The 19098-nt window shown below is 71.6% G+C and carries 15 protein-coding genes; 10 read left to right on the top strand and 5 right to left on the bottom strand.

Annotated features, from left to right (window positions below):
* Positions 1–84: 84 nt before the first annotated feature.
* The 9 genes from ACFXAM_RS02425 (at position 85) to ACFXAM_RS02465 (ending at position 10405) form a co-directional block, all read left to right on the top strand.
* Entirely contained in the window at positions 85–1011 is a 927-nt protein-coding gene (locus tag ACFXAM_RS02425; protein WP_380287120.1) for an ABC transporter permease, read from the top strand.
* A gap of 76 nt (positions 1012–1087) precedes the next feature.
* Positions 1088–2002 carry an ABC transporter permease gene (locus tag ACFXAM_RS02430; RefSeq protein ID WP_380287136.1) on the top strand — a complete coding sequence of 305 codons (915 nt, stop codon included), beginning with the start codon at positions 1088–1090 and terminating at the stop codon, positions 2000–2002.
* Positions 2003–2017: 15 nt separating this feature from the next.
* A complete protein-coding gene (locus tag ACFXAM_RS02435; protein ID WP_380287121.1) occupies positions 2018–3070 on the top strand; it encodes an ABC transporter ATP-binding protein in 1053 nt (350 codons plus the stop codon).
* On the top strand, positions 3060–4220 hold the full coding sequence (locus ACFXAM_RS02440; protein WP_380287122.1) for an ABC transporter ATP-binding protein: 1161 nt from the start codon (positions 3060–3062) through the stop codon (positions 4218–4220). The genes ACFXAM_RS02435 and ACFXAM_RS02440 overlap by 11 nt, the downstream gene beginning before the upstream one ends.
* A gap of 432 nt (positions 4221–4652) precedes the next feature.
* Positions 4653–6299 (top strand): ABC transporter substrate-binding protein, encoded by a 1647-nt coding sequence (locus tag ACFXAM_RS02445; protein WP_380287123.1) that lies wholly within the window; start codon positions 4653–4655, stop codon positions 6297–6299.
* Between the two features lie 93 nt (positions 6300–6392).
* Positions 6393–7337: an ABC transporter permease gene (locus ACFXAM_RS02450; RefSeq protein ID WP_380287124.1), complete on the top strand. Its 945-nt coding sequence runs from the start codon at positions 6393–6395 to the stop codon at positions 7335–7337.
* On the top strand, positions 7330–8289 hold the full coding sequence (locus tag ACFXAM_RS02455) for an ABC transporter permease (RefSeq protein WP_380287125.1): 960 nt from the start codon (positions 7330–7332) through the stop codon (positions 8287–8289). The genes ACFXAM_RS02450 and ACFXAM_RS02455 overlap by 8 nt, the downstream gene beginning before the upstream one ends.
* A gap of 15 nt (positions 8290–8304) precedes the next feature.
* Entirely contained in the window at positions 8305–9393 is a 1089-nt protein-coding gene (locus ACFXAM_RS02460; RefSeq protein WP_380287126.1) for an ABC transporter ATP-binding protein, read from the top strand.
* Positions 9386–10405 carry an ABC transporter ATP-binding protein gene (locus ACFXAM_RS02465; RefSeq protein ID WP_380287127.1) on the top strand — a complete coding sequence of 340 codons (1020 nt, stop codon included), beginning with the start codon at positions 9386–9388 and terminating at the stop codon, positions 10403–10405. Before ACFXAM_RS02460 ends, ACFXAM_RS02465 begins: the two co-directional genes overlap by 8 nt.
* Before the next feature lie 83 nt (positions 10406–10488).
* Here the strand turns inward: ACFXAM_RS02465 and ACFXAM_RS02470 are convergent, their stop codons facing one another.
* From ACFXAM_RS02470 to ACFXAM_RS02490, 5 genes are all read right to left on the bottom strand, one after another.
* Positions 10489–12207 (bottom strand): ABC transporter family substrate-binding protein, encoded by a 1719-nt coding sequence (locus ACFXAM_RS02470; RefSeq protein ID WP_380287128.1) that lies wholly within the window; start codon positions 12205–12207, stop codon positions 10489–10491.
* A 115-nt stretch (positions 12208–12322) separates the two neighbouring features.
* Positions 12323–14578 carry a hypothetical protein gene (locus ACFXAM_RS02475; protein ID WP_380287129.1) on the bottom strand — a complete coding sequence of 752 codons (2256 nt, stop codon included), beginning with the start codon at positions 14576–14578 and terminating at the stop codon, positions 12323–12325.
* 237 nt (positions 14579–14815) lie between these two features.
* The gene (locus ACFXAM_RS02480) at positions 14816–15277 is read right to left on the bottom strand and encodes a DUF6113 family protein (RefSeq protein WP_380287130.1); all 462 of its coding nucleotides are present in this window, start codon (positions 15275–15277) and stop codon (positions 14816–14818) included.
* Positions 15274–16197, bottom strand: coding sequence for an N-acetyl-1-D-myo-inositol-2-amino-2-deoxy-alpha-D-glucopyranoside deacetylase (gene mshB / locus ACFXAM_RS02485; protein ID WP_380287131.1), 924 nt, complete (start codon positions 16195–16197; stop codon positions 15274–15276). Before mshB ends, ACFXAM_RS02480 begins: the two co-directional genes overlap by 4 nt.
* Before the next feature lie 51 nt (positions 16198–16248).
* Positions 16249–16443 carry a DUF2304 family protein gene (locus ACFXAM_RS02490; RefSeq protein WP_344344199.1) on the bottom strand — a complete coding sequence of 65 codons (195 nt, stop codon included), beginning with the start codon at positions 16441–16443 and terminating at the stop codon, positions 16249–16251.
* 226 nt (positions 16444–16669) lie between these two features.
* On the opposite strand from ACFXAM_RS02490, the gene ACFXAM_RS02495 reads away from it, so the two are divergent.
* The gene (locus tag ACFXAM_RS02495; protein ID WP_380287132.1) at positions 16670–18823 is read left to right on the top strand and encodes a prolyl oligopeptidase family serine peptidase; all 2154 of its coding nucleotides are present in this window, start codon (positions 16670–16672) and stop codon (positions 18821–18823) included.
* Positions 18824–19098 lie beyond the last annotated feature (275 nt).

Here is a 19098-nt window from a genome sequence, read left to right on the forward strand (position 1 = left end):
GAGTCGCCCCGCGCAGGCCCCGCCCTTCTCCGCACGGAGGGCGGGGTCCGGGCACTCGACCACTTCTCCAGGAGGGAGGCTCGGATGGGCAGTTACGTGCTGCGGCGGGTGCTGCAGATGATCCCGGTGTTCTTCGGCACCACGCTGCTGATCTTCCTGATGGTCTACACGCTGCCGGGTGACCCGGTCGCGGCGCTGTTCGGGGAGAAGGCCGCCGACCCCGCCGTGGTCGCCAACCTCAAGCACAAGTACTACCTCGACCAGCCGATCTGGAAGCAGTACCTGCACTACATGGGGAACCTCTTCCAGGGCGACTTCGGCACCAGTTTCACCGGCCGCCCGGTCTCCGACATCATGGCGGACGCCTTCCCGGTCACCATCCGGCTGGCCCTGCTGGCCTTCGCCTTCGAGATGATCTTCGGACTGCTGCTGGGCCTGGTCTCCGGACTGAAGCGCGGCAGCGCGCAGGACACCGTGGTCCTGATCCTCACCCTGCTGGTGATCTCCATCCCGGTCTTCGTCCTGGCGTACATCGCGCAGACCGTCTTCGCGACCAACCTGGGCTGGGTCACCCCGACCGTCCAGGACTCCCGGGACCTCTCGCAGCTGATCCTTCCGGCGATCGTGCTGGGCTCGCTGTCGCTGGCGTACGTCGCCCGGCTCACCCGCACCTCGATCGGCGAGAACCTGCGGGCCGACTACATGCGCACCGCGGTGGCCAAGGGCCTGCCCCGGCGCACCATCGTCTCCCGTCACCTGCTGCGCAACTCGCTGATCCCGGTGGTCACCTTCCTCGGCACCGACCTCGGCGCGCTGATGGGCGGCGCGATCGTCACCGAGGGAATCTTCAACGTGCAGGGCGTCGGCAACGTCCTCTACCGGGCGATCAACCAGAAGGAGGGGCCGACCGTGGTCGGCATCGTCACCGTGCTGGTGATCGTCTACCTGGTGGCCTCCCTGGTCGTCGACCTGCTCTACGCCGTCCTGGACCCGAGGATCCGCTATGCCTGACGTCCACGACGAGAGCTCCTTCGAACCGCATCCCAAGCCGGGGGTGGACCACTTGGACTACGCCGGCGAGCAGGGCATGGCGGTCGAGCAGGAGACGCTGATCGAGCCCGACCCGGAGAAGCGGGAAGAGGCCCGCAGCCTCTGGGGCGACGCCTGGCGGGACCTCCGCAAGCGGCCGATCTTCCTGGTCTCGGCGGTGCTGATCGTGCTGCTGATCGTGATGGCGGTCTTCCCCTGGGCGTTCACCGACGCCGATCCGCGCAAGGCCGACCTGGTCAACAACTACCTCAGGCGGCCGGACTGGTCGGACTTCTTCGGCGCCGGCTGGTTCGGCTACGACGGCCAGGGCCGCTCCATCTACGCCCGGGTGGTGTACGGGGCGCGGGCCTCGATCACCGTCGGCATCTTCGTGACCGCCACGGTCACCGTGCTCGGCGGGCTGACCGGGATGGTGGCCGGCTACTTCGGCGGCACCGTGGACGCGCTGCTCTCCCGGATCATCGACATCTTCTTCGGCATCCCGCTGCTGCTCGGCGCGCTGGTGCTGCTGAACGCCTTCTCCACCCGCACGGTGTGGACCGTGGTCGTCGCGCTGGGCGTGCTGGGCTGGACCCAGATCGCCCGCGTGATGCGCGGCGCGGTGCTGACGGTCAAGCAGTCCGACTTCGTGGTGGCCGGCAGGGCGCTCGGGGCGGGGACCGGCCGGCTGATGTTCCGGCACATCCTGCCGAACGCGGTCGCCCCGGTGATCGTGGTGGCGACCATCGCGCTGGGCGGCTACATCGCCACCGAGGCGACGCTGAGCTTCCTCGGCATCGGTCTGCAGGACCCGACGATCTCCTGGGGCATCGACATCTCCTCCGCCCAGAAGGTGATCCGCACCGCCCCGTTCGTCCTGTTCTTCCCGGCCGCGGCGCTCTCCATCACCGTGCTGGCCTTCATCATGCTGGGCGACGCGGTGCGCGACGCCCTCGACCCGAAGCTGCGATGAGCGAGGGGACGCATCGTGACCACAGCAGTCGATAGCGGCAAGGCGCGGCAGGAGGAGCCCTACCAGGGGCCGCTGCTCGACGTCCGCGACCTGCACGTCGAGTTCGTGACCCGGGACGGGGTGGCGAAGGCGGTCAACGGGGTCAACTACAGCGTCCGGGCCGGGGAGACGCTGGCGGTGCTCGGCGAGTCCGGCTCCGGCAAGTCGGTGACCGCGCAGGCGATCATGGGCATCCTCGACATGCCGCCGGCCCGGATCCCCCGGGGTGAGATCCGCTTCCGCGGCCAGGACATGCTGAAGATGGACAAGGAGACCCGGCGCAAGGTGCGCGGGCAGAAGATCGCGATGATCTTCCAGGACGCGCTCTCCTCGCTCAATCCGGTGCTCACCGTCGGCTTCCAGCTCGGCGAGATGTTCCGCGCCCACCACGGCAGTTCGCGCAAGGCGGCGAAGGAGAAGGCCGTCGAGCTGATGGAGCGGGTGCGGATCCCCGCCGCCCGGCAGCGGGTCAACGACTACCCGCACCAGTTCTCCGGCGGCATGCGCCAGCGCATCATGATCGCCATGGCGCTGGCGCTGGAGCCGGACCTGATCATCGCGGACGAGCCGACCACCGCGCTGGACGTCACCGTGCAGGCGCAGGTGATGGACCTGCTCGCGGAGCTGCAGGACGAGTACCACATGGGGCTGATCCTCATCACGCACGACCTGGGCGTGGTCGCGGACGTCGCCGACAAGATCGCGGTGATGTACGCGGGCCGGATCGTGGAGACGGCGCCCGTGCACGAGCTGTACGCCCGCCCGGCCCACCCGTACACCCGGGGGCTGCTGGACTCGATCCCGCGCCTGGACCAGAAGGGCCAGGAGCTGTACGCGATCAAGGGGCTGCCGCCCAACCTGCTGCGGATCCCGCCGGGCTGCGCGTTCAACCCGCGCTGTCCGCGCGCCCAGGACATCTGCCGGCGGGAGGTGCCGGAGCTGTTCCCGGTCACCGAGGACGACGGCACCGAGCTGGCCGGGCGGGGCAGTGCCTGCTTCTTCTGGAAGGAGACGCTCCATGACCGTTGACGGGACCGGTGCGGTCGAGTCGCCGGCGGAGGCCGCCTTCGAGCAGGAGGTGGCGCGCGGCGAGCCGATCCTCGAAGTCCGCGACCTGGTCAAGCACTTCCCGCTGACCAGGGGCGTGCTGTTCAAGAAGCAGGTCGGCGCGGTGAAGGCGGTCGACGGCGTCTCCTTCGACCTCATGCAGGGGGAGACGCTGGGCATCGTCGGTGAGTCGGGCTGCGGCAAGTCGACGCTGGCCAAGGTGCTGATGAACCTGGAGCCGGCCACCGGCGGCTCGGTGCGCTACAAGGGCGAGGAGATCTCGCGGCTCTCCGGGGCCGGGCTGAAGGCGGTGCGGCGGAACATCCAGATGGTGTTCCAGGACCCGTACACCTCGCTGAACCCCCGGATGACGGTCGGGGACATCATCGGTGAGCCGTTCGAGATCCATCCCGAGGTGGCGCCGAAGGGGGACCGCCGCAAGGCCGTCCAGGACCTGCTGGACGTCGTGGGCCTCAATCCGGAGTACATCAACCGGTACCCGCACCAGTTCTCCGGCGGTCAGCGCCAGCGCATCGGCATCGCCCGCGGCCTGGCGCTCAAGCCGGAGATCATCATCTGCGACGAGCCGGTCTCGGCGCTGGACGTCTCGGTGCAGGCGCAGGTGATCAACCTGCTGGAGCAGCTGCAGAACGAGTTCAACCTCTCGTACATGTTCATCGCCCACGACCTCTCGATCGTGCGGCACATCTCCGACCGGGTCGGCGTGATGTACCTCGGCAAGCTGGTGGAGATCGGCAGCGACCGGGAGATCTACGACCACGCCACCCACCCGTACACCCAGGCGCTGCTGTCCGCCGTGCCGGTGCCCGACCCGACGGCACGCGAGAACCGGGACCGGATCGTGCTGGCCGGCGACGTGCCCTCGCCGGCCAACCCGCCGTCCGGCTGCCGCTTCCGCACCCGCTGCTGGAAGGCGCAGGAGAAGTGCGCGGTGGAGGTCCCGCTGCTGGCGGTGCCGGGCTGGCTGAGCGGGCCCGCCGCCCATGAGTCGGCCTGCCACTTCGCGGCCGAGCGCGACCCCGCCGAGCACGACCGGCCCGAGCACGACCGGCCCGAGCCCGACCGGACCGAGTCCGACCCGGGGGAGCGGGGCGGTCCGGAAACCGGTTGACACCGGGGCCAGGCCCCGTCACGGAGCGCGTCCTCCTCCCGGAGGGCGCGCTCCCGCGTTTGTCCACCCGTCGACCTGCGGTAATTCCGCCGGGCCGGGCCGGCCGGGCGCCGAAATAGCTCGTCACGCTTCGTAAATATTCGAATACCGGCACATCGGGTCCGTTATCCGGAAAGCGGAGCCGTCAATTCCGTGCGCGATATGGCGGAATTTGCCGAGTATTGTCATGGCTTGGTCTCGGCCTGTAATTGAAAAGAGATGTGACGGCGATTCCACCGAAGGGGTCGGTTGATCGATAGTTGCTCTGCGCGTATCAGTGGTCACCTCGCCAGCTGTGCGGATCGGCCCTGAGATGTCGACCCCCGCCGTGCCCGGCACCCCGGGCGGCGGGGCGCCGTTCGTTCGTAAGCCCCTAAAACGAGGAGCAGTTGAATGAGGCTCACCAAGACGATGCGCTGGACCGCGCTGGCGGCGTGCACCGCGCTCGCGATCTCCGCCTGCAGCACCGGCAGCGACAAGAAGTCCTCGGACGGGGCGAACGGGCCGGGCAAGAAGGGCGGCTCGATCAGCATCCAGTCGGGTGAGCCGCAACACGGGCTGATCCCGCAGAACACCGCGGAGTCCGAGGGTGCCCAGGTCCTGGCGCAGGTCTTCGCCGGCCTGGTGGAGTACGACCGGCAGACCAACGAGCCGAAGCTGCGCGTCGCCGAGTCGATCGAGTCCCCGGACAGCAAGGTCTGGACGATCAAGCTCAAGGACGGCTTCACCTTCCACAACGGCGAGGCGGTCACCGCCCAGTCCTTCGTGGACGCCTGGAACTGGGGCGCCAACCAGGACAACGCCGCCGAGGGCCTGCCGTTCTTCGCCAAGATCGACGGCGCCGAAGAACTCTCCCCGGGCAAGGGCAAGAAGCCGGCCACCGACAAGCTCAAGGGCCTCAAGGTCGTCGACGACAAGACCTTCACGGTCACCCTGAGCGCGCCGTTCTCGCAGTTCAAGGTCATGCTCGGCTACACCGCCTTCTACCCGCTGCCGAAGGCCTTCTTCCAGGACAAGAAGGCCTTCGAGGAGTCCCCGATCGGCAACGGCCCGTTCCAGATGGACGGGAAGTGGGAGCACAACCAGCAGATCAAGATCAAGCGCTACGAGAATTTCCCGGAGTCGGCCGGAAAGGCCAAGCTGGATTCCGTCACGTTCAAGATTTACGACAAGCTGGAAACGGCCTACAACGACCTGCGGGCCAACAACATCCAGATCACGAACAAGCTCCCGATCTCGGCCATGGGCACGGTCAAGAACGAGTTCGGCGACCGCTACATCTACAAGCCGGAGTCGGGCGTCGGCTTCATCGGCTTCCCGATCGCCACCAACCCGGCCGCGTACGGCAAGCCGGAGATCCGCAAGGCGGTCTCCATGGCGATCGACCGCGCGGCGATCACCGAGCGGATCTTCTCGGGCACCCGCATCCCGGCCGACGACTTCATCAGCCCGATCGTCCCGGGCTACCGCAAGGGCGCCATGGGCGACGCGGCCAAGTACGACCCGGCCAAGGCCAAGCAGCTGTTCGACGCCGCCGGCGGTGTCCCGAACAACACCATCGAGCTGGGCTACAACGCCGACGGCGGCCACAAGGAGTGGATCGAGGCGGTCGGCAACCAGCTGAAGAAGAACCTCGGCGTCGAGGTCACCTTCAAGCCGTTCGAGAAGTTCGGCAAGATCCTGGACGCGCTGGGCGAGAAGCAGTTCTCCGGCGCCTTCCGGATGGCCTGGCAGATGGACTACCCGTCGATGGAGAACTACCTGCGGCCGATCTTCTCCAAGGTCGCGATCGACAACGGCTCCAACTACGGCGGCTACGTCAACGAGCAGTTCGAGTCGGTGCTCGCCCAGGCCGACCAGGCGAAGAGCCTGGACGAGGGCCTGAAGCTGTACCAGCAGGCCGACGACATCCTGATCCAGGACCTGCCGTACATCCCGGTCTACACGTACATGACCTCCGCGGCCTACACCAAGACCGTCAAGAACGTGGTCGTGGACGCCCAGAACCGCATCGACCTGGCCAACGTCGAGCTGGCCTGACCGCCCCCCAGCCCGACCGGCGCGTCCTGACGGGCGGCGCGGGCAACCCCCGCGCCGCCCGGCTCCGGCGTGCCCCCACCACGAGGAGACCGCATGGGCCGCTATGTGGTCCGCCGGATCATCCAGGCCATACCTGTGATCCTCGGCGCGACATTCCTGATCTACGCACTGGTCTTCCTGCTGCCTGGTGACCCCATCACGGCACTGGCCGGTGAGAAGCGGCAGGACCCGGCGGTCGTCCAGGTCCTCCGTGACCGGTACCACCTGGACGACCCGTTCTTCATCCAGTACTGGGACTACCTGACCGGCCTGTTCAAGGGCGACTTCGGCGAGGACTACCGCGGCAACCAGGTCGTCGACGTGATGCAGCGGGCCTTCCCGTACACCATCAACCTGGCGCTCACCGCGCTGGCGATCGAGATGGCGGTGGGTGTCACCGCCGGCGTGGTCGCCGCCCTGCGGCGCGGCAGGTTCATCGACAACGTGGTGCTGATCTCGACCCTGATGGTCATCTCGATCCCGGTCTTCGTGATCGGCTTCGTGCTCCAGCTGCTCCTCGGGGTGAAGCTCAACACCGACTACGGCATCGACTTCTTCCCGGTCTCCTTCAACGAGGACGCCGGGTTCCGGTCCTATCTGCTGCCCGGCTACGTCCTCGCCTCGACCTCCCTGGCGTACGTGGCCCGGCTCACCCGGACCAGCCTGATCGAGGTCATGCGGGCGGACTACGTCCGGACGGCGGTCGCCAAGGGCCTCAGCCCGCTGCGGGTGGTGGTCCGGCACGGGCTGCGCAACGCGCTGATCCCGATCGTCACCTTCCTGGGCATGGACCTCGGCGGCCTGATGGGCGGTGCGGTGATCACCGAGGGCATCTTCAACATCCCCGGCGTCGGACACCAGCTGTTCCAGTCCGTCTACCTGCGGGAACGCACCATCGTCGTGGGCATCGTGAGCGCCCTGGTGATGGTCTACCTGTTCGCCAACCTGGTGGTCGACCTGCTGTACGCCGTCCTGGACCCGAGGATCCGCTATGAGTGAGCCGACGAAGAGCGAGAACGCGAGTGGGGCGGTCCCCGGGCAGCGCGGCGGCGGGACGGCCGTGGGCAAGGGCGGCAAGGACGGCAAGGGCGGCGAGCGGGTCGCCAGCCTCTGGAGCGACGCCTGGGCGGACCTGCGCCGCAACCCGCTGTTCCTGATCGGCGGGTTCCTGGTGCTGTTCATGGTGGTGCTCGCCGTCGCTCCCGGGCTGTTCACCGACGCGGACCCGCGGTCCGGCGGCTTCTGCAACCTGGTGGACTCGCTGAAGCGGCCCAGCGGCGACCACTGGTTCGGCTTCGACGTCCAGGGCTGCGACATCTACACCCGGACCATCTGGGGCGCCCGGAACTCGATCATCGTCGGTCTGGTGACCACCACCCTGGTGGTCCTGGTCGGCGGTGTCCTGGGCCTGTGGGCCGGCTGGATCGGCGGCTTCGGCGACAGCGTGCTGTCCCGCGTCACCGAGATCTTCTTCGCGATCCCGCTGCTGCTCGGCGGCATGCTGATCATGTCGACCTGGGGCAAGGGCAACGCCTGGACGGTCTCCGCGGTGATGGCCGTGCTCGGCTGGCCGCAGATCTACCGGCTGATGCGTTCGGCGGTCCTGGCCAACAAGCACAACGACTACGTGGTGGCGGCCCGGGCGCTGGGCGCCGGCACCGGGCGGATCGTCAGCCGGCACATCCTGCCGAACGCCGTCGCCCCGGTGATCGTGGTCTCCACCATCAACCTGGGCGTCTACATCGGCGCCGAGGCCGCGCTGTCCTACCTGGGCATCGGCATCCAGTCCCCGGCGATCTCCTGGGGCCTGATGATCAGTGACGCGCAGGCCCGCTTCCTGAACGCCCCGCACGTGCTGCTCTTCCCGGCCGCCGTGCTGAGCATCACCGTGCTGGCGTTCATCATGCTCGGCGACGCGGTGCGCGACGCCCTCGACCCGAAGCTGCGCTGAGGAGGGCCGCGGACCATGACTGACATGACCAAACCGGCGAAGGACGGCGCGGGCCGGGACGCGGTGGAGGTGCTGGGGGCGCGCCGGGAGAGCCTGGCGCCCGGGACCCCGCTGCTGGAGGTCGACGACCTGCACATCGAGTTCCACACCCGGGACGGCGTCGCCAGGGCCGTCAACGGGGTGAGTTACGCGGTGTCGGCGGGGGAGACGCTGGCGGTGCTCGGCGAGTCCGGCTCCGGCAAGTCGGTGACCGCGCAGGCGATCATGGGCATCCTCGACATGCCGCCGGGACGGATCACCGCGGGCTCGATCCGGTTCCGGGGCCAGGACCTGCTCACCATGGCCCCCAAGGCCCGGCGGGCGGTGCGCGGACGGAAGATCGCGATGATCTTCCAGGACGCGCTCTCCTCGCTCAACCCGGTGCTCAGCGTCGGCTACCAGCTCGGCGAGATGTTCCGGGTGCACCAGGGCGCCGGCCGCAAGGAGGCCAAGGAGAAGGCCGTCGAGCTGATGGAGCGGGTGCGCATCCCCGCCGCCCGGCAGCGGGTCAACGACTACCCGCACCAGTTCTCCGGCGGCATGCGCCAGCGCATCATGATCGCCATGGCGCTGGCGCTGGAGCCGGACCTGATCATCGCGGACGAGCCCACCACGGCCCTGGACGTCACCGTGCAGGCCCAGGTGATGGACCTGCTGGCCGAACTCCAGGCCGAGTTCAACATGGGCCTGATCCTGATCACCCACGACCTGGGCGTGGTCGCGGACGTCGCCGACAAGATCGCAGTGATGTACGCGGGCCGGATCGTGGAGACGGCGCCCGTGCACGAGCTCTACGCACGCCCGGCCCACCCGTACACCCGGGGCCTGCTCAACTCGATCCCGCGCCTGGACCAGAAGGGCCAGAACCTCTACGCCATCCAGGGCCTGCCGCCGAGCCTGCTGCGCATCCCGGACGGCTGCGCGTTCAACCCCCGCTGCGACCGGGCCCAGGACGTCTGCCGCACCGAACCCCCGCGCCTGACGGCGGTGCTGGACGCCCAGGGGGCCGACCTGCCGGGCCGCCGGAGCGCCTGCCACTTCTGGAAGGAGACCCTCCATGGCTGAGCCCATCCTGGAGGTCAGGGACCTGGTCAAGCACTACCCGCTGACCCAGGGCATCGTCTTCAAGAAGCAGGTCGGCGCGGTCCGGGCGGTGGACGGCGTCTCCTTCGACCTGGGCAAGGGCGAGACGCTCGGGATCGTCGGCGAGTCCGGCTGCGGCAAGTCGACGCTGGCCAAGGTGCTGATGCACCTGGAGAAGGCCACCGCGGGCCAGGTGCGGTTCAAGGGCGAGGACATCACCCGGCTCTCCGGGGCCGGGCTGAAGGCGGTGCGGCGGAACATCCAGATGGTGTTCCAGGACCCGTACACCTCGCTGAACCCCCGGATGACGGTCGGCGACATCATCGGTGAGCCCTTCGAGATCCACCCCGAGGTGGCTCCCAAGGGCGACCGCCGCAAGGCCGTCCAGGACCTGCTGGACGTCGTCGGCCTCAACCCGGAGTACATCAACCGCTATCCGCACCAGTTCTCCGGCGGCCAGCGCCAGCGCATCGGCATCGCCCGCGGCCTCGCGCTCAAGCCCGAGATCATCATCTGCGACGAGCCGGTCTCGGCGCTGGACGTCTCGGTGCAGGCGCAGGTGATCAACCTGCTGGAGCAGCTCCAGAACGACTTCCAGCTGTCCTACATGTTCATCGCCCACGACCTCTCGATCGTGCGGCACATCTCCGACCGGGTCGGCGTGATGTACCTCGGCACGATGGTCGAGATCGGCACGGAGGAGGAGATCTACTCCCACCCGACCCACCCGTACACCCAGGCGCTGCTCTCCGCCGTCCCGGTGCCCGACCCGACCGGGCGGGAGGGCCGGGAGCGGATCCTGCTCACCGGGGACATCCCCTCGCCGGCCAACCCGCCGTCCGGCTGCCGCTTCCGCACCCGCTGCTGGAAGGCCGAGGAGCGCTGTGCGACCGAAGTGCCGCTGCTGGCCGTGCCGTCGGCGCTGAGCGGACCGGCCGCGCACGAGTCGGCCTGTCACTTCGCGGAGGTGCGGGACGTGATCGGCTCGGGCTGAGTGCGTCCACGAGGGCCCGGGGCCCCGGAGTCCGGCCGGACTCCGGGGCCCCGGCCGTGCGGCGGGGGCACACGGGGGAAACGTCACTTCTGGTAGCCGACGTTCTCCCACACGATGTCGGACAGCCCCTGGGCGCCGATGTTGGCGAGGTCGGCGCGGGCGCCGAACAGCTGCGGGCGCTGGTAGAGCGGCAGCATCCCGGCCACCTTCCACAGCTCGCCGTCGGCCTGGTTGATGGCCTCGAAGGTGCCGGCCGCGTCGGTCGCCGCGGCCGCCCGGTCGAACGCGGCGTCCACCGCGGGGCTGCCGGCCTGGGAGTGGTTGGTGCCGCCGTTGGTGGCGAAGTTGGTCCGGTTGCCGCTGGCCGGGAACGGTGTGCCGAACAGCGAGTAGGCGGCGATGTCGAAGTCCCGCCGGTTGACGTACTTGTCGAAGAACTCGTTGGGGCTGGCGGTGACCGTGGTGACCTTGACGCCGACCTCCTTGAGCATCCCGGTGGCGACGGTGGCCTCGTTCTGGGCCTGGGTGACGCCGGCCGGGATGACCATCCGCAGGTTGAGCTCCCTGCCGTCCTTGCGGCGGACGTCGCCGTCGAGCTTCCAGCCGGCCCCGTCGAGCTTGCGGGCCGCCTCGGCCGGGTCGTAGCGGCTGAGGCCGAGGGAGTTGTCCCGGTAGGCGTTCTGGTTGGCCACCAGCAGGTGGTTGTTGAGGGTGACCGTGGGCCAGTCCAGCCCGGCGAGGTCGGAGCGGGCGATGGTGTCCCGGTTGATCGCCTGGAAGAGCGCCTGGCGGACGACCGGGTCGGTGAGCGCGGGGCTGCGGCTGTTCAGCGTGAACTGCCGGAAGTCGGGCCCGCCGGCCCGCCGCACGGCGGCGCCCGAGGTGCTGCGGATCAGCTGGTAGCCGGCCACGTCCGGGCCGTTGTTGAACAGGTCGAGTTCACCCTTGTTGAAGGCGGCGGCCATCGTGTTGGGCACCATGGCGCGGAACACGATCCGGTCCAGCAGCGGTCTGTCGCCCCACCAGGCCGGGTCGGCGACCAGGGTGACGGTCTGCGCGGCCCGGTCCATCCGCTCCACCTTGAACGGGCCCGCGGTGACCGGGATCGCCTCCAGGTAGGCGGTGTTGAACAGCTCGGGGGTGGCGACCTTGGAGGCCGGCAGCAGCGGGGCGTTGGCGGCGCCGTTGAACATCGACTGCCACTCGGAGTACGGCCGCTCGAAGACCATCACGGCCTGGTAGTCGTCCTTGCCGCGCTCGACCGCGGAGACCTGCTCGAAGCCGGTGCTGCTGGCCGCCCGGTACGCCGGGTCCTTGCCGTTCAGCGCCCGCCAGTTGGCCTCGATGTCGCGCCAGGTGATCGGCGTGCCGTCGGACCAGCGGGCCTTGGGGTTCAGCGTCCAGACCACGACCTGCCGGCCGTCCCGCTGCTCGGCGTGCGCGTCCTGCAGATAGGCCGGGTTGGGGGTCTGGGTGCCGGCCGCGTCGGAGCGGAAGAAGGTCGGCAGCAGCGGCTTCATGACGGCGATGGTGGAGGTCTCGCCGCCGTCGGTCTGGATCGGCGACCACTGGCTGGAGTACTGGGGGATCGCCATCCGCAGGGTGCCGCCCTGGCGCAGCTCGGCGCGGTCGTGCGGGTTGATGTCGACGGCGGTGAGCTTCGGACTCTCGACCGCGCTCGGCAGGCCGCGGGCCCCGGCGCCGGAGCCGCTGCCGGGGCCGCAGGAACAGAGCGTCAGCGAGAGCGAGAGCGCGGTGAGGCCGGCGAGCAGGGCCGTGCGGCGGTACGGGTGGCGGCCCATGGTGGTTCTCCCGGGGCGGATGTGGCGGACGACAGGCGACACATCTTGCTGACCGGGATGCGGGGTTGTCGAGGGGCGGGCCCGGATCGGGGCCCGCCCGTCGATAACGGTTCGGTCAGGCCGGGAACTTGTAGGTGCGGTCCCGGTCGCCGGTCTTGTCCAGCAGCGCGGTGATCTGGTCCGCGACGTCCTGCGGGGTGATCGGGACGAGCTGGCCGTTCTTCTTCGTCTTCACCTTGTCGAAGCCGCCGGCGACCAGCTGGCGGTTGAGCGCGTCGAGGTCCCACTTGGGCACGAACTTGCCGTTGGCGTCCGGGACCAGGGTGAGCGCCACCGCGGCGGTCTTCGGGCCGAAGTCGAACTTCTTGGTCCCGGCCACGATGTGGATCTGGCCGTTCATCGCGGACTTGCCGAGGGTGTCCGCGGCGCCCTGGAGGGCCTGTGCGGAGGTCTTCGGCTGGGCGGCGGTCACCGCCAGGGCGACGGGCTGCTCGGCCTTGCCGGCGGCGCGGTCGCGGTAGGCCGCGTCGACCAGGTCCACGGCGGAGGCGGAGTCCACCGCCTGGCCGGCCCGGCCGGGGACGACGACGGTCTCGCCGTTCTCGGCGAACTTGACGTAGCCCTCCTGGAGGCCCTGTCCGCTGCCGCCGGCCAGCGCGTCCAGCGCGGACTTCAGCTTGGCCCGGTCGACCTTGACCTCCGGCGGTACGGCCTTCTCGTCGCCCTTGAGCGACTTGAGGACGTCCAGCGGGTTGTAGGAGTGCTGGGCGAGCTTGTCCACGGTGGCCGTGGTGTCGAAGGCGAGCCCGGCGGCGACCGGGTCGAGGTCCACGGTCTGCTCGCCGACCTTCAGCTTGACCGGCTGCTGGCCGGCCTTGCCGACGCTCTCGTCGAGCTGGTGGATGGCCTGGTCCCGGCTGCTGCCGCCGATGTCCGTGCCGAGCACCACGGTGCCCTTGGGGACGTCGGACTGGTTCAGCATCAGCCCGGTGCCGTAGGCGGCGGCGCCGAGGAAGCCCACGCCGACGACGGCGTAGGTGGCGAGCTTGACCAGCTTCTTGGCGGCGCTCGGCCGGGGCTTGGGGGCCGGCGCGGGCTTGGCGGCGGCGGGTGCCGGCTTCGGGCCGGACGGGCCGTCCGCGGCGGGGGCGGGGGCGGGAGCGGCCGCCGGGGCGCCGGGGGCCGGGGCGCCGGGTGCGCCCTCGGGGTGCGGGAGGGTGGTCCCGAAGGGGTCGGCGGCGGGCTCGCCCTGGCGGCCGGGGGCCCCGGGGAAGAGACCGCCGGGAGCCGGGGCGCCGTTCGCGGCGGCGGGCGGGCGCTGGGCGGCGAACGGGTCGGCGCCGGCCGGGGCACCCGGGAAGAGACCGGGCTGCGGGGCACCGCCGGGGGCGGCCGGGCCGGCGGGCGCGCCGGATATGGGGGCGGCCGGGGCGTCGTCGCGGATCGGGGCGAAGCCGTCGACCGAGGTGTCCTCGGGGCTCGGCGCGCCGGGCCCGCCGGGGGCCTGGGGCGGCCGGCCGCCGAACGGGTCGGCCGGGGCGTACGGGTCGGCGGGGGCGTACGGGTCGGCCGGGGCCGACGCGGCGAACAGCTCGGCGGGGTTGGCGTAGACGCCGACCTCGTCGGCGGGCGGCTGCGGGGCGGCGCCGTACGGGGCGGCGGGCACGCCGTTCGGGTGCGGCGCGGGGGCCTGGGCCTGGGCGGGCACCGTGCGGCCGTTCGCGCGGGGCGCGGCGGGGGCGGCCGCGGCGGGGCGCTCGGCCTGCGGCCGACCGTTCTGCGGGCGGGCGCCGTTGGCCCGGGCGGGAGGCGCGGCGGGCGCGGCGGCGGGTCCGGCGGTGGCGGCCGCGGCGGCGGTCGCCGGGGCCGGGGCGGTGCCCTCGGCGGCCGGGGCCTTCTTCTGCCGCGGGCGGAACCACGCACCGGTGGACTCGGCCTCGGAGGTGGCCGGCGGGATCTGCCACTCCGGCGGCAGGTTGGGCGGGGTGGCCCCGTGGCCGCCGCCGTCCATCACGCCGAGCACCGGGGAGGCGGGCGCGGCGGAGCGGTGCCGGGGGCCGGCCGGCTCGGGGGCGGGCGCCGGGGTGTCCTCGCCGCCGCCGTCCTCGTTCTTGACGGTGCTGCGGACCACCACCGGCGGGATCGGGCGCGAGCCCGGGATGTTGATCCGCACCCGGGTGGTGAGGGTGGTCTCGGTCTTCGGGCTCTCGTCCTCGCCCTCCGGAGCCGAGCCCTTGGCGGCGCCGGCGCCGCCCGTGCGGTCGCCGCCGGGGAAGCCCGGTGTGCCGTAGGGCGGGGTGCCCGACGGGTAGGCGTCCGGGCCCGTGCGCCGAGGCGTCGGGTGGGCGTTGTCAGATTCGCGGCTGCTCAATGCTGCTCTGCTCCGGGTTCGCGGGCCGGGCCGTGCGGCGCGACCGCGGTTCGTCGGCGCCGGACCTGGCGGGCGGCGTCGGGTACGGCGTTCTGCGGCACCACCATACTGGGAAGAACCGGCCGGTGAACCGGTTCGGAGAGATCCCGATACGTCCGGTTCCTCCGGTATGAGAGTACGACCGGGCGGTGCTGACTGCCCGTCGTACCGGCCACCGTACGCGGGTGCCCGCCCGGGTCAGCGGGGTGGGCCCGCCACACCGGGGAACCAGCCGGCCCGGGTCGGCAGGGTGGCGCAGATCACGCCGAGGATCGAGCCGGTGAACAGCCAGGCGAGCGAGGTGGCGTTGGTCCAGAGCACGTTGTCCCCCTCCGGGCGGGGGACCATCACCAGCAGCAGCGCCAGGAACCAGCCGCCCGCCGGGACGGCCGCGCCGAGCCGGGTGCCGGTCACCCGCAGGCCGCCGTAGAAGGTCCCGGCGGTGGCGGCGAGCGCCAGCAGGACTCCCACGGGCGGCCACAAGGCCTGCACGAATGCTCCGCACACCGACACCGCGAAACCCAGCGGGAAGAGCAGGACGTAGGCCGCGATCCGTGCCCCGCGCGGGGGCTGGGGCTCCTTCAGCCGCTCCTCGCGGGTGCCGAGGACGGTCGCCGGGACCGAGCGGCGGGCGGGCCGGGCGGGGGCGGGCGGGGTCATCGGGCACGCTCCTCGGAGGCCGCGGCGGGCGCGGGGGAAAGGTCCAGGCCGGCGAACAGGTCGTCCTCCGGCAGCCGCGTCCCGGCCTGGCCGCGCACCAGCTGGTAGTACTCGGTGACGAGCAGCGGCTGGCCCAGGTGGTTGGAGAGCGCGAAGAACGCGCCGGTGGGGTCCACGGTGATCTGGGTGGCGTGCGCGGCCATCGCGGCGGCCTTGCGGCCGGCGTACGCGGTGCCGTCCAGGGCCGTGGTGACCAGCGCGTCGTCCACCACCCCGGGCACGTCCGCGGGCACGGCCACGCCCGGGAACGGCGCCTTCTCGGCGGTCTCGGCGAGGGCCCGTTCGAGCACCGACCGGGGCACCCGGTTCCAGTACACCTTGGCGATCCGCCAGGCCGGGCCCAGTTCGGGCCGGTACGCCGGGTCGGCGGCCAGTTCGTGGGCGCGCATCGCGACCCGGTGCGCCTGGATGTGGTCGGGGTGGCCGTAGCCGCCCTGCTCGTCGTAGGTGACCAGCACCTGCGGGCGCACCTCGCGGACCACCGCCACCAGCCGGCCGGCCGCCTCGTCGACGTCGGCCCGCCAGAAGCAGCCGGGCACGTCGTTGTCGGGCACGCCCATCATCCCGGAGTCGCGGTAGCGCCCCGGGCCGCCCAGGAAGCGGACGTCGGTGACCCCGAGCGCCGCCATCGCCTCCGTCAGCTCGCCGATCCGGTGCGCGCCGAGCCGGTCGTCCCGATCCGCCGTCAGGTGGGCCAGCTCCGGCGGGATCACCTCGCCGCCCTCGCCGAGGGTGCAGGTCACCAGGGTGACGTGGGCGCCCTCGGCGGCGTACCGGGCCATCGTCGCGCCGTTGTTGATCGACTCGTCGTCGGGGTGCGCGTGCACCAGGAGCAGGCGGCGGCCGGAGGTCGAGGTCATGGGAGGAAGCCTAACGACCGGGGCGCCGGCCCGGTGACCGCACGCGGCGGGTCAGAGCCGCAGGCCGTTGATCATCCCGGCGAGGTTGCTGGTGACCTGGCTGATCGAGGGGGCGATGGAGCTGGACGCCAGGTAGAAGCCGAGCAGCGCGCAGACGATCGCGTGCGCCAGCTTCAGACCGGAGCGGCGGATCAGCACCACCACGATGACCAGCATCAGCATGGCGGCGGAGATGGACAGGGCCATGGCGGCTCACACTCCTCGGGGCCTGGCGAGCACTCGTGCACCAGTCATACCCGAAGAGTGAGGGAGTCATGACGCTGGGTGAGTCCGCACACCCCGGGGCACGGTGGCACTCACGGGGCGCATGGGCCGGTCGGAGGGGGTGCGGGACCCGTCCGGGCGTACTTGCGGCCGATGCTCCGAACGAGTGATCACCATCGGCCGACCCCGGGTCGTAGGGTCTGGTGCCATGACCACCCACACCTCAGCGGACACCTTCCCGAGGCAGTACGCGCGCACCCTGCGCTACACCGTCGGCGCCCCCCGGTCGTTCTCCGTCGCACCCGACGGCTCCCGGGTCGTCTTCCTGCGGTCGTCCTCCGGCAGCGACCGTGCCAACCTGCTCTGGACCCTCGACACCGCCACCGGCGAGGAGCGGATCGCCGCCGACCCGGCCGCGCTGCTCGGCGGCGGCGAGGAGGACCTCTCCCCGGCCGAGAAGGCCCGCCGCGAACGCAGCCGCGAGGGCTCGGCCGGCATCGTCGGCTACGCCCTGGACGGCGCCGGCCGGCTCGCCGCCTTCGCGCTCTCCGGCCGGCTGTTCGTCGCCGACCTGGTCGCCGGCACCGCCACCGAACTGCCCGCCGAGGGCCCGCTGCTCGACCCGCGACCGTCCCCGGACGGCACCCACGTCGCGTACGCCACCACCTCCGGCGAGCTGCGGCTCACTCGCGTCGACGGCACCGGCGACCGCGCCCTCGCCCGGCCCGACGGGCCGAACGTGACGTGGGGCCAGGCCGAGTTCATCGCCCAGGAGGAGATGAGCCGCGACCGGGGCCACTGGTGGTCCCCGGACAGCGACCTGCTGCTCGTCGAGCGGGCCGACGACACCCCGGTCGGCCGCTGGTGGATCGCCGACCCGGCCAACCCGGACCGCGAGCCCGCGGAGATCGCCTACCCGGCCGCCGGCACCGCCGACGCCGAGGTCGGCCTCTGGCTGTTCGGCCTGGACGGCACCCGCACCGAGGTGCTCTGGGACCGCGCGGCCTTCCCCTACCTGGCCCGGGTGCACTGGTCCAGGAACGGCGTGCCGCTGCTGCTCGTCCAGTCCCGGGACCAGCGCGTCCAGCGGACCCTCGGCCTGGACGTCGCCACCGGCGCCACCGAGGTGCTGCACGAGGAGCGCGACGACGTCTGGCTGGAGCTGTTCCAGGGCGTCCCGGCCTGGACCCCGGACGGCGGGCTGGTGCGGATCTCCGACGAGTCCGGCGCGCGGTCGCTGGTGATCGGCGACCGGACCGTCACCGGGCCCGACCTGCACCTGCGCTCGGTGCTCGCGGTCACCGCCGACGAGGTCTTCTTCACCGCCTCCGGCGGCGCCGCCGAGACCGACCCCGAGCCGGGCTGGATCGCCGTCGGCCGGATCAGCCACGACGGCAAGCGGCTGGCCTGGGAGTCCGCCAACGGCCGCCCCTTCACCTCCGTCACCACCGCCGTGCACGCGGCCGGCGTCACCGTGCGGGCCACCGCCGAGCCCGATGTGCCCGGCACCCTGGTGCAGGTCGCCCGGGACCTGCCGGAGGGCGTGGTGGTGGACGACGTCGCCGTCATCGCCTCGCACGCCGAGACCCCGGTGATCACCGCCCGTCCGGTGTTCCGCTTCGCCGGCGAGCGGCGCATCCCCGCCGCGGTCTTCCTGCCCACCGGTTACGACCGCGAGCGGGACGGCCTGCTGCCCGTCCTGATGGACCCCTACGGCGGCCCGCACGGCCAGCGCGTCGTCCAGGCCCACAACCCGCACCTCAACTCCCAGTGGTTCGCCGACCAGGGCTTCGCGGTCGTGGTCGCCGACGGCCGGGGCACCCCCGGGCGCGGGCCGGCCTGGGAGAAGTCGATCCACCACGACTTCGCCGGGGCCACCCTGGACGACCAGGTGGACGCGCTGACGGCGCTCGCCGGGGAGTTCCCGCTCGACCTCGGGCGGGTCGCGATCCGCGGCTGGTCGTACGGCGGCTACCTCGCCGCGCTCGCCGTGCTGCGCCGCCCGGACGTCTTCCACGCGGCGGTCGCGGGCGCGCCGGTCACCGACTGGCGGCTGTACGACACCCACTACACCGAGCGCTACCTGGGCCACCCGGCCGAGGTGCCGCAGGTGTACGAGGACAACTCGCTGACCGGCTACGCGGCCGGCCTGGAGCGCCCGCTGATGATCATCCACGGGCTCGCCGACGACAACGTGGTCGCCGCGCACACCCTGCGGCTGTCCTCGGCGCTGCTCGCGGCGGGGCGTCCGCACACCGTGCTGCCGCTGTCCGGCGTCACCCACATGACGCCGCAGGAGGAGGTCGCGGAGAACCTGCTGCTGCTCCAGGTCGACTTCGTGAGGAAGTCGCTCGGCGGCTGAGCGGCCGGGGAGGGGGAGCGGGGCCGGATCAGGGAACCCGGGCCCGCGGACGAGCGGTGCCGGGGTGTACCCATCCCGCTCCCCCTTGGCCGCGTGTACCCGCACGGGGTCGACCGGTCCGGCCTCGATGTGCGCTCCACGCTAGCCGCCGGGTCCGACAACCCCGGGGCCGCCGGCCCGCCCGGGCCGTGACCCGGGCCGTGACCCGGGTCGTGACCCGGGTCGTGACCCGGGTCGTGACCCGGGTCGTGCCTTCGGCATGACGGATGTCATGC

Source organism: Kitasatospora sp. NPDC059462 (assembly GCF_042749955.1).
GTDB lineage: Bacteria > Actinomycetota > Actinomycetes > Streptomycetales > Streptomycetaceae > Kitasatospora.

Bases quoted from the DNA above. Each gene is read 5' to 3' on its own strand.
- ACFXAM_RS02425 (WP_380287120.1), top strand. From the start codon at position 85: ATGGGCAGTTACGTGCTGCGGCGGGTGCTGCAGATGATCCCGGTGTTC.
- ACFXAM_RS02430 (WP_380287136.1), top strand. From the start codon at position 1,088: ATGGCGGTCGAGCAGGAGACGCTGATCGAGCCCGACCCGGAGAAGCGG.
- ACFXAM_RS02440 (WP_380287122.1), top strand. From the start codon at position 3,060: ATGACCGTTGACGGGACCGGTGCGGTCGAGTCGCCGGCGGAGGCCGCC.
- ACFXAM_RS02445 (WP_380287123.1), top strand. From the start codon at position 4,653: ATGAGGCTCACCAAGACGATGCGCTGGACCGCGCTGGCGGCGTGCACC.
- ACFXAM_RS02450 (WP_380287124.1), top strand. From the start codon at position 6,393: ATGGGCCGCTATGTGGTCCGCCGGATCATCCAGGCCATACCTGTGATC.
- ACFXAM_RS02455 (WP_380287125.1), top strand. From the start codon at position 7,330: ATGAGTGAGCCGACGAAGAGCGAGAACGCGAGTGGGGCGGTCCCCGGG.
- ACFXAM_RS02460 (WP_380287126.1), top strand. From the start codon at position 8,305: ATGACTGACATGACCAAACCGGCGAAGGACGGCGCGGGCCGGGACGCG.
- ACFXAM_RS02465 (WP_380287127.1), top strand. From the start codon at position 9,386: ATGGCTGAGCCCATCCTGGAGGTCAGGGACCTGGTCAAGCACTACCCG.
- ACFXAM_RS02470 (WP_380287128.1), bottom strand. From the start codon at position 12,207: ATGGGCCGCCACCCGTACCGCCGCACGGCCCTGCTCGCCGGCCTCACC.
- ACFXAM_RS02480 (WP_380287130.1), bottom strand. From the start codon at position 15,277: ATGACCCCGCCCGCCCCCGCCCGGCCCGCCCGCCGCTCGGTCCCGGCG.
- mshB (WP_380287131.1), bottom strand. From the start codon at position 16,197: ATGACCTCGACCTCCGGCCGCCGCCTGCTCCTGGTGCACGCGCACCCC.
- ACFXAM_RS02490 (WP_344344199.1), bottom strand. From the start codon at position 16,443: ATGGCCCTGTCCATCTCCGCCGCCATGCTGATGCTGGTCATCGTGGTG.
- ACFXAM_RS02495 (WP_380287132.1), top strand. From the start codon at position 16,670: ATGACCACCCACACCTCAGCGGACACCTTCCCGAGGCAGTACGCGCGC.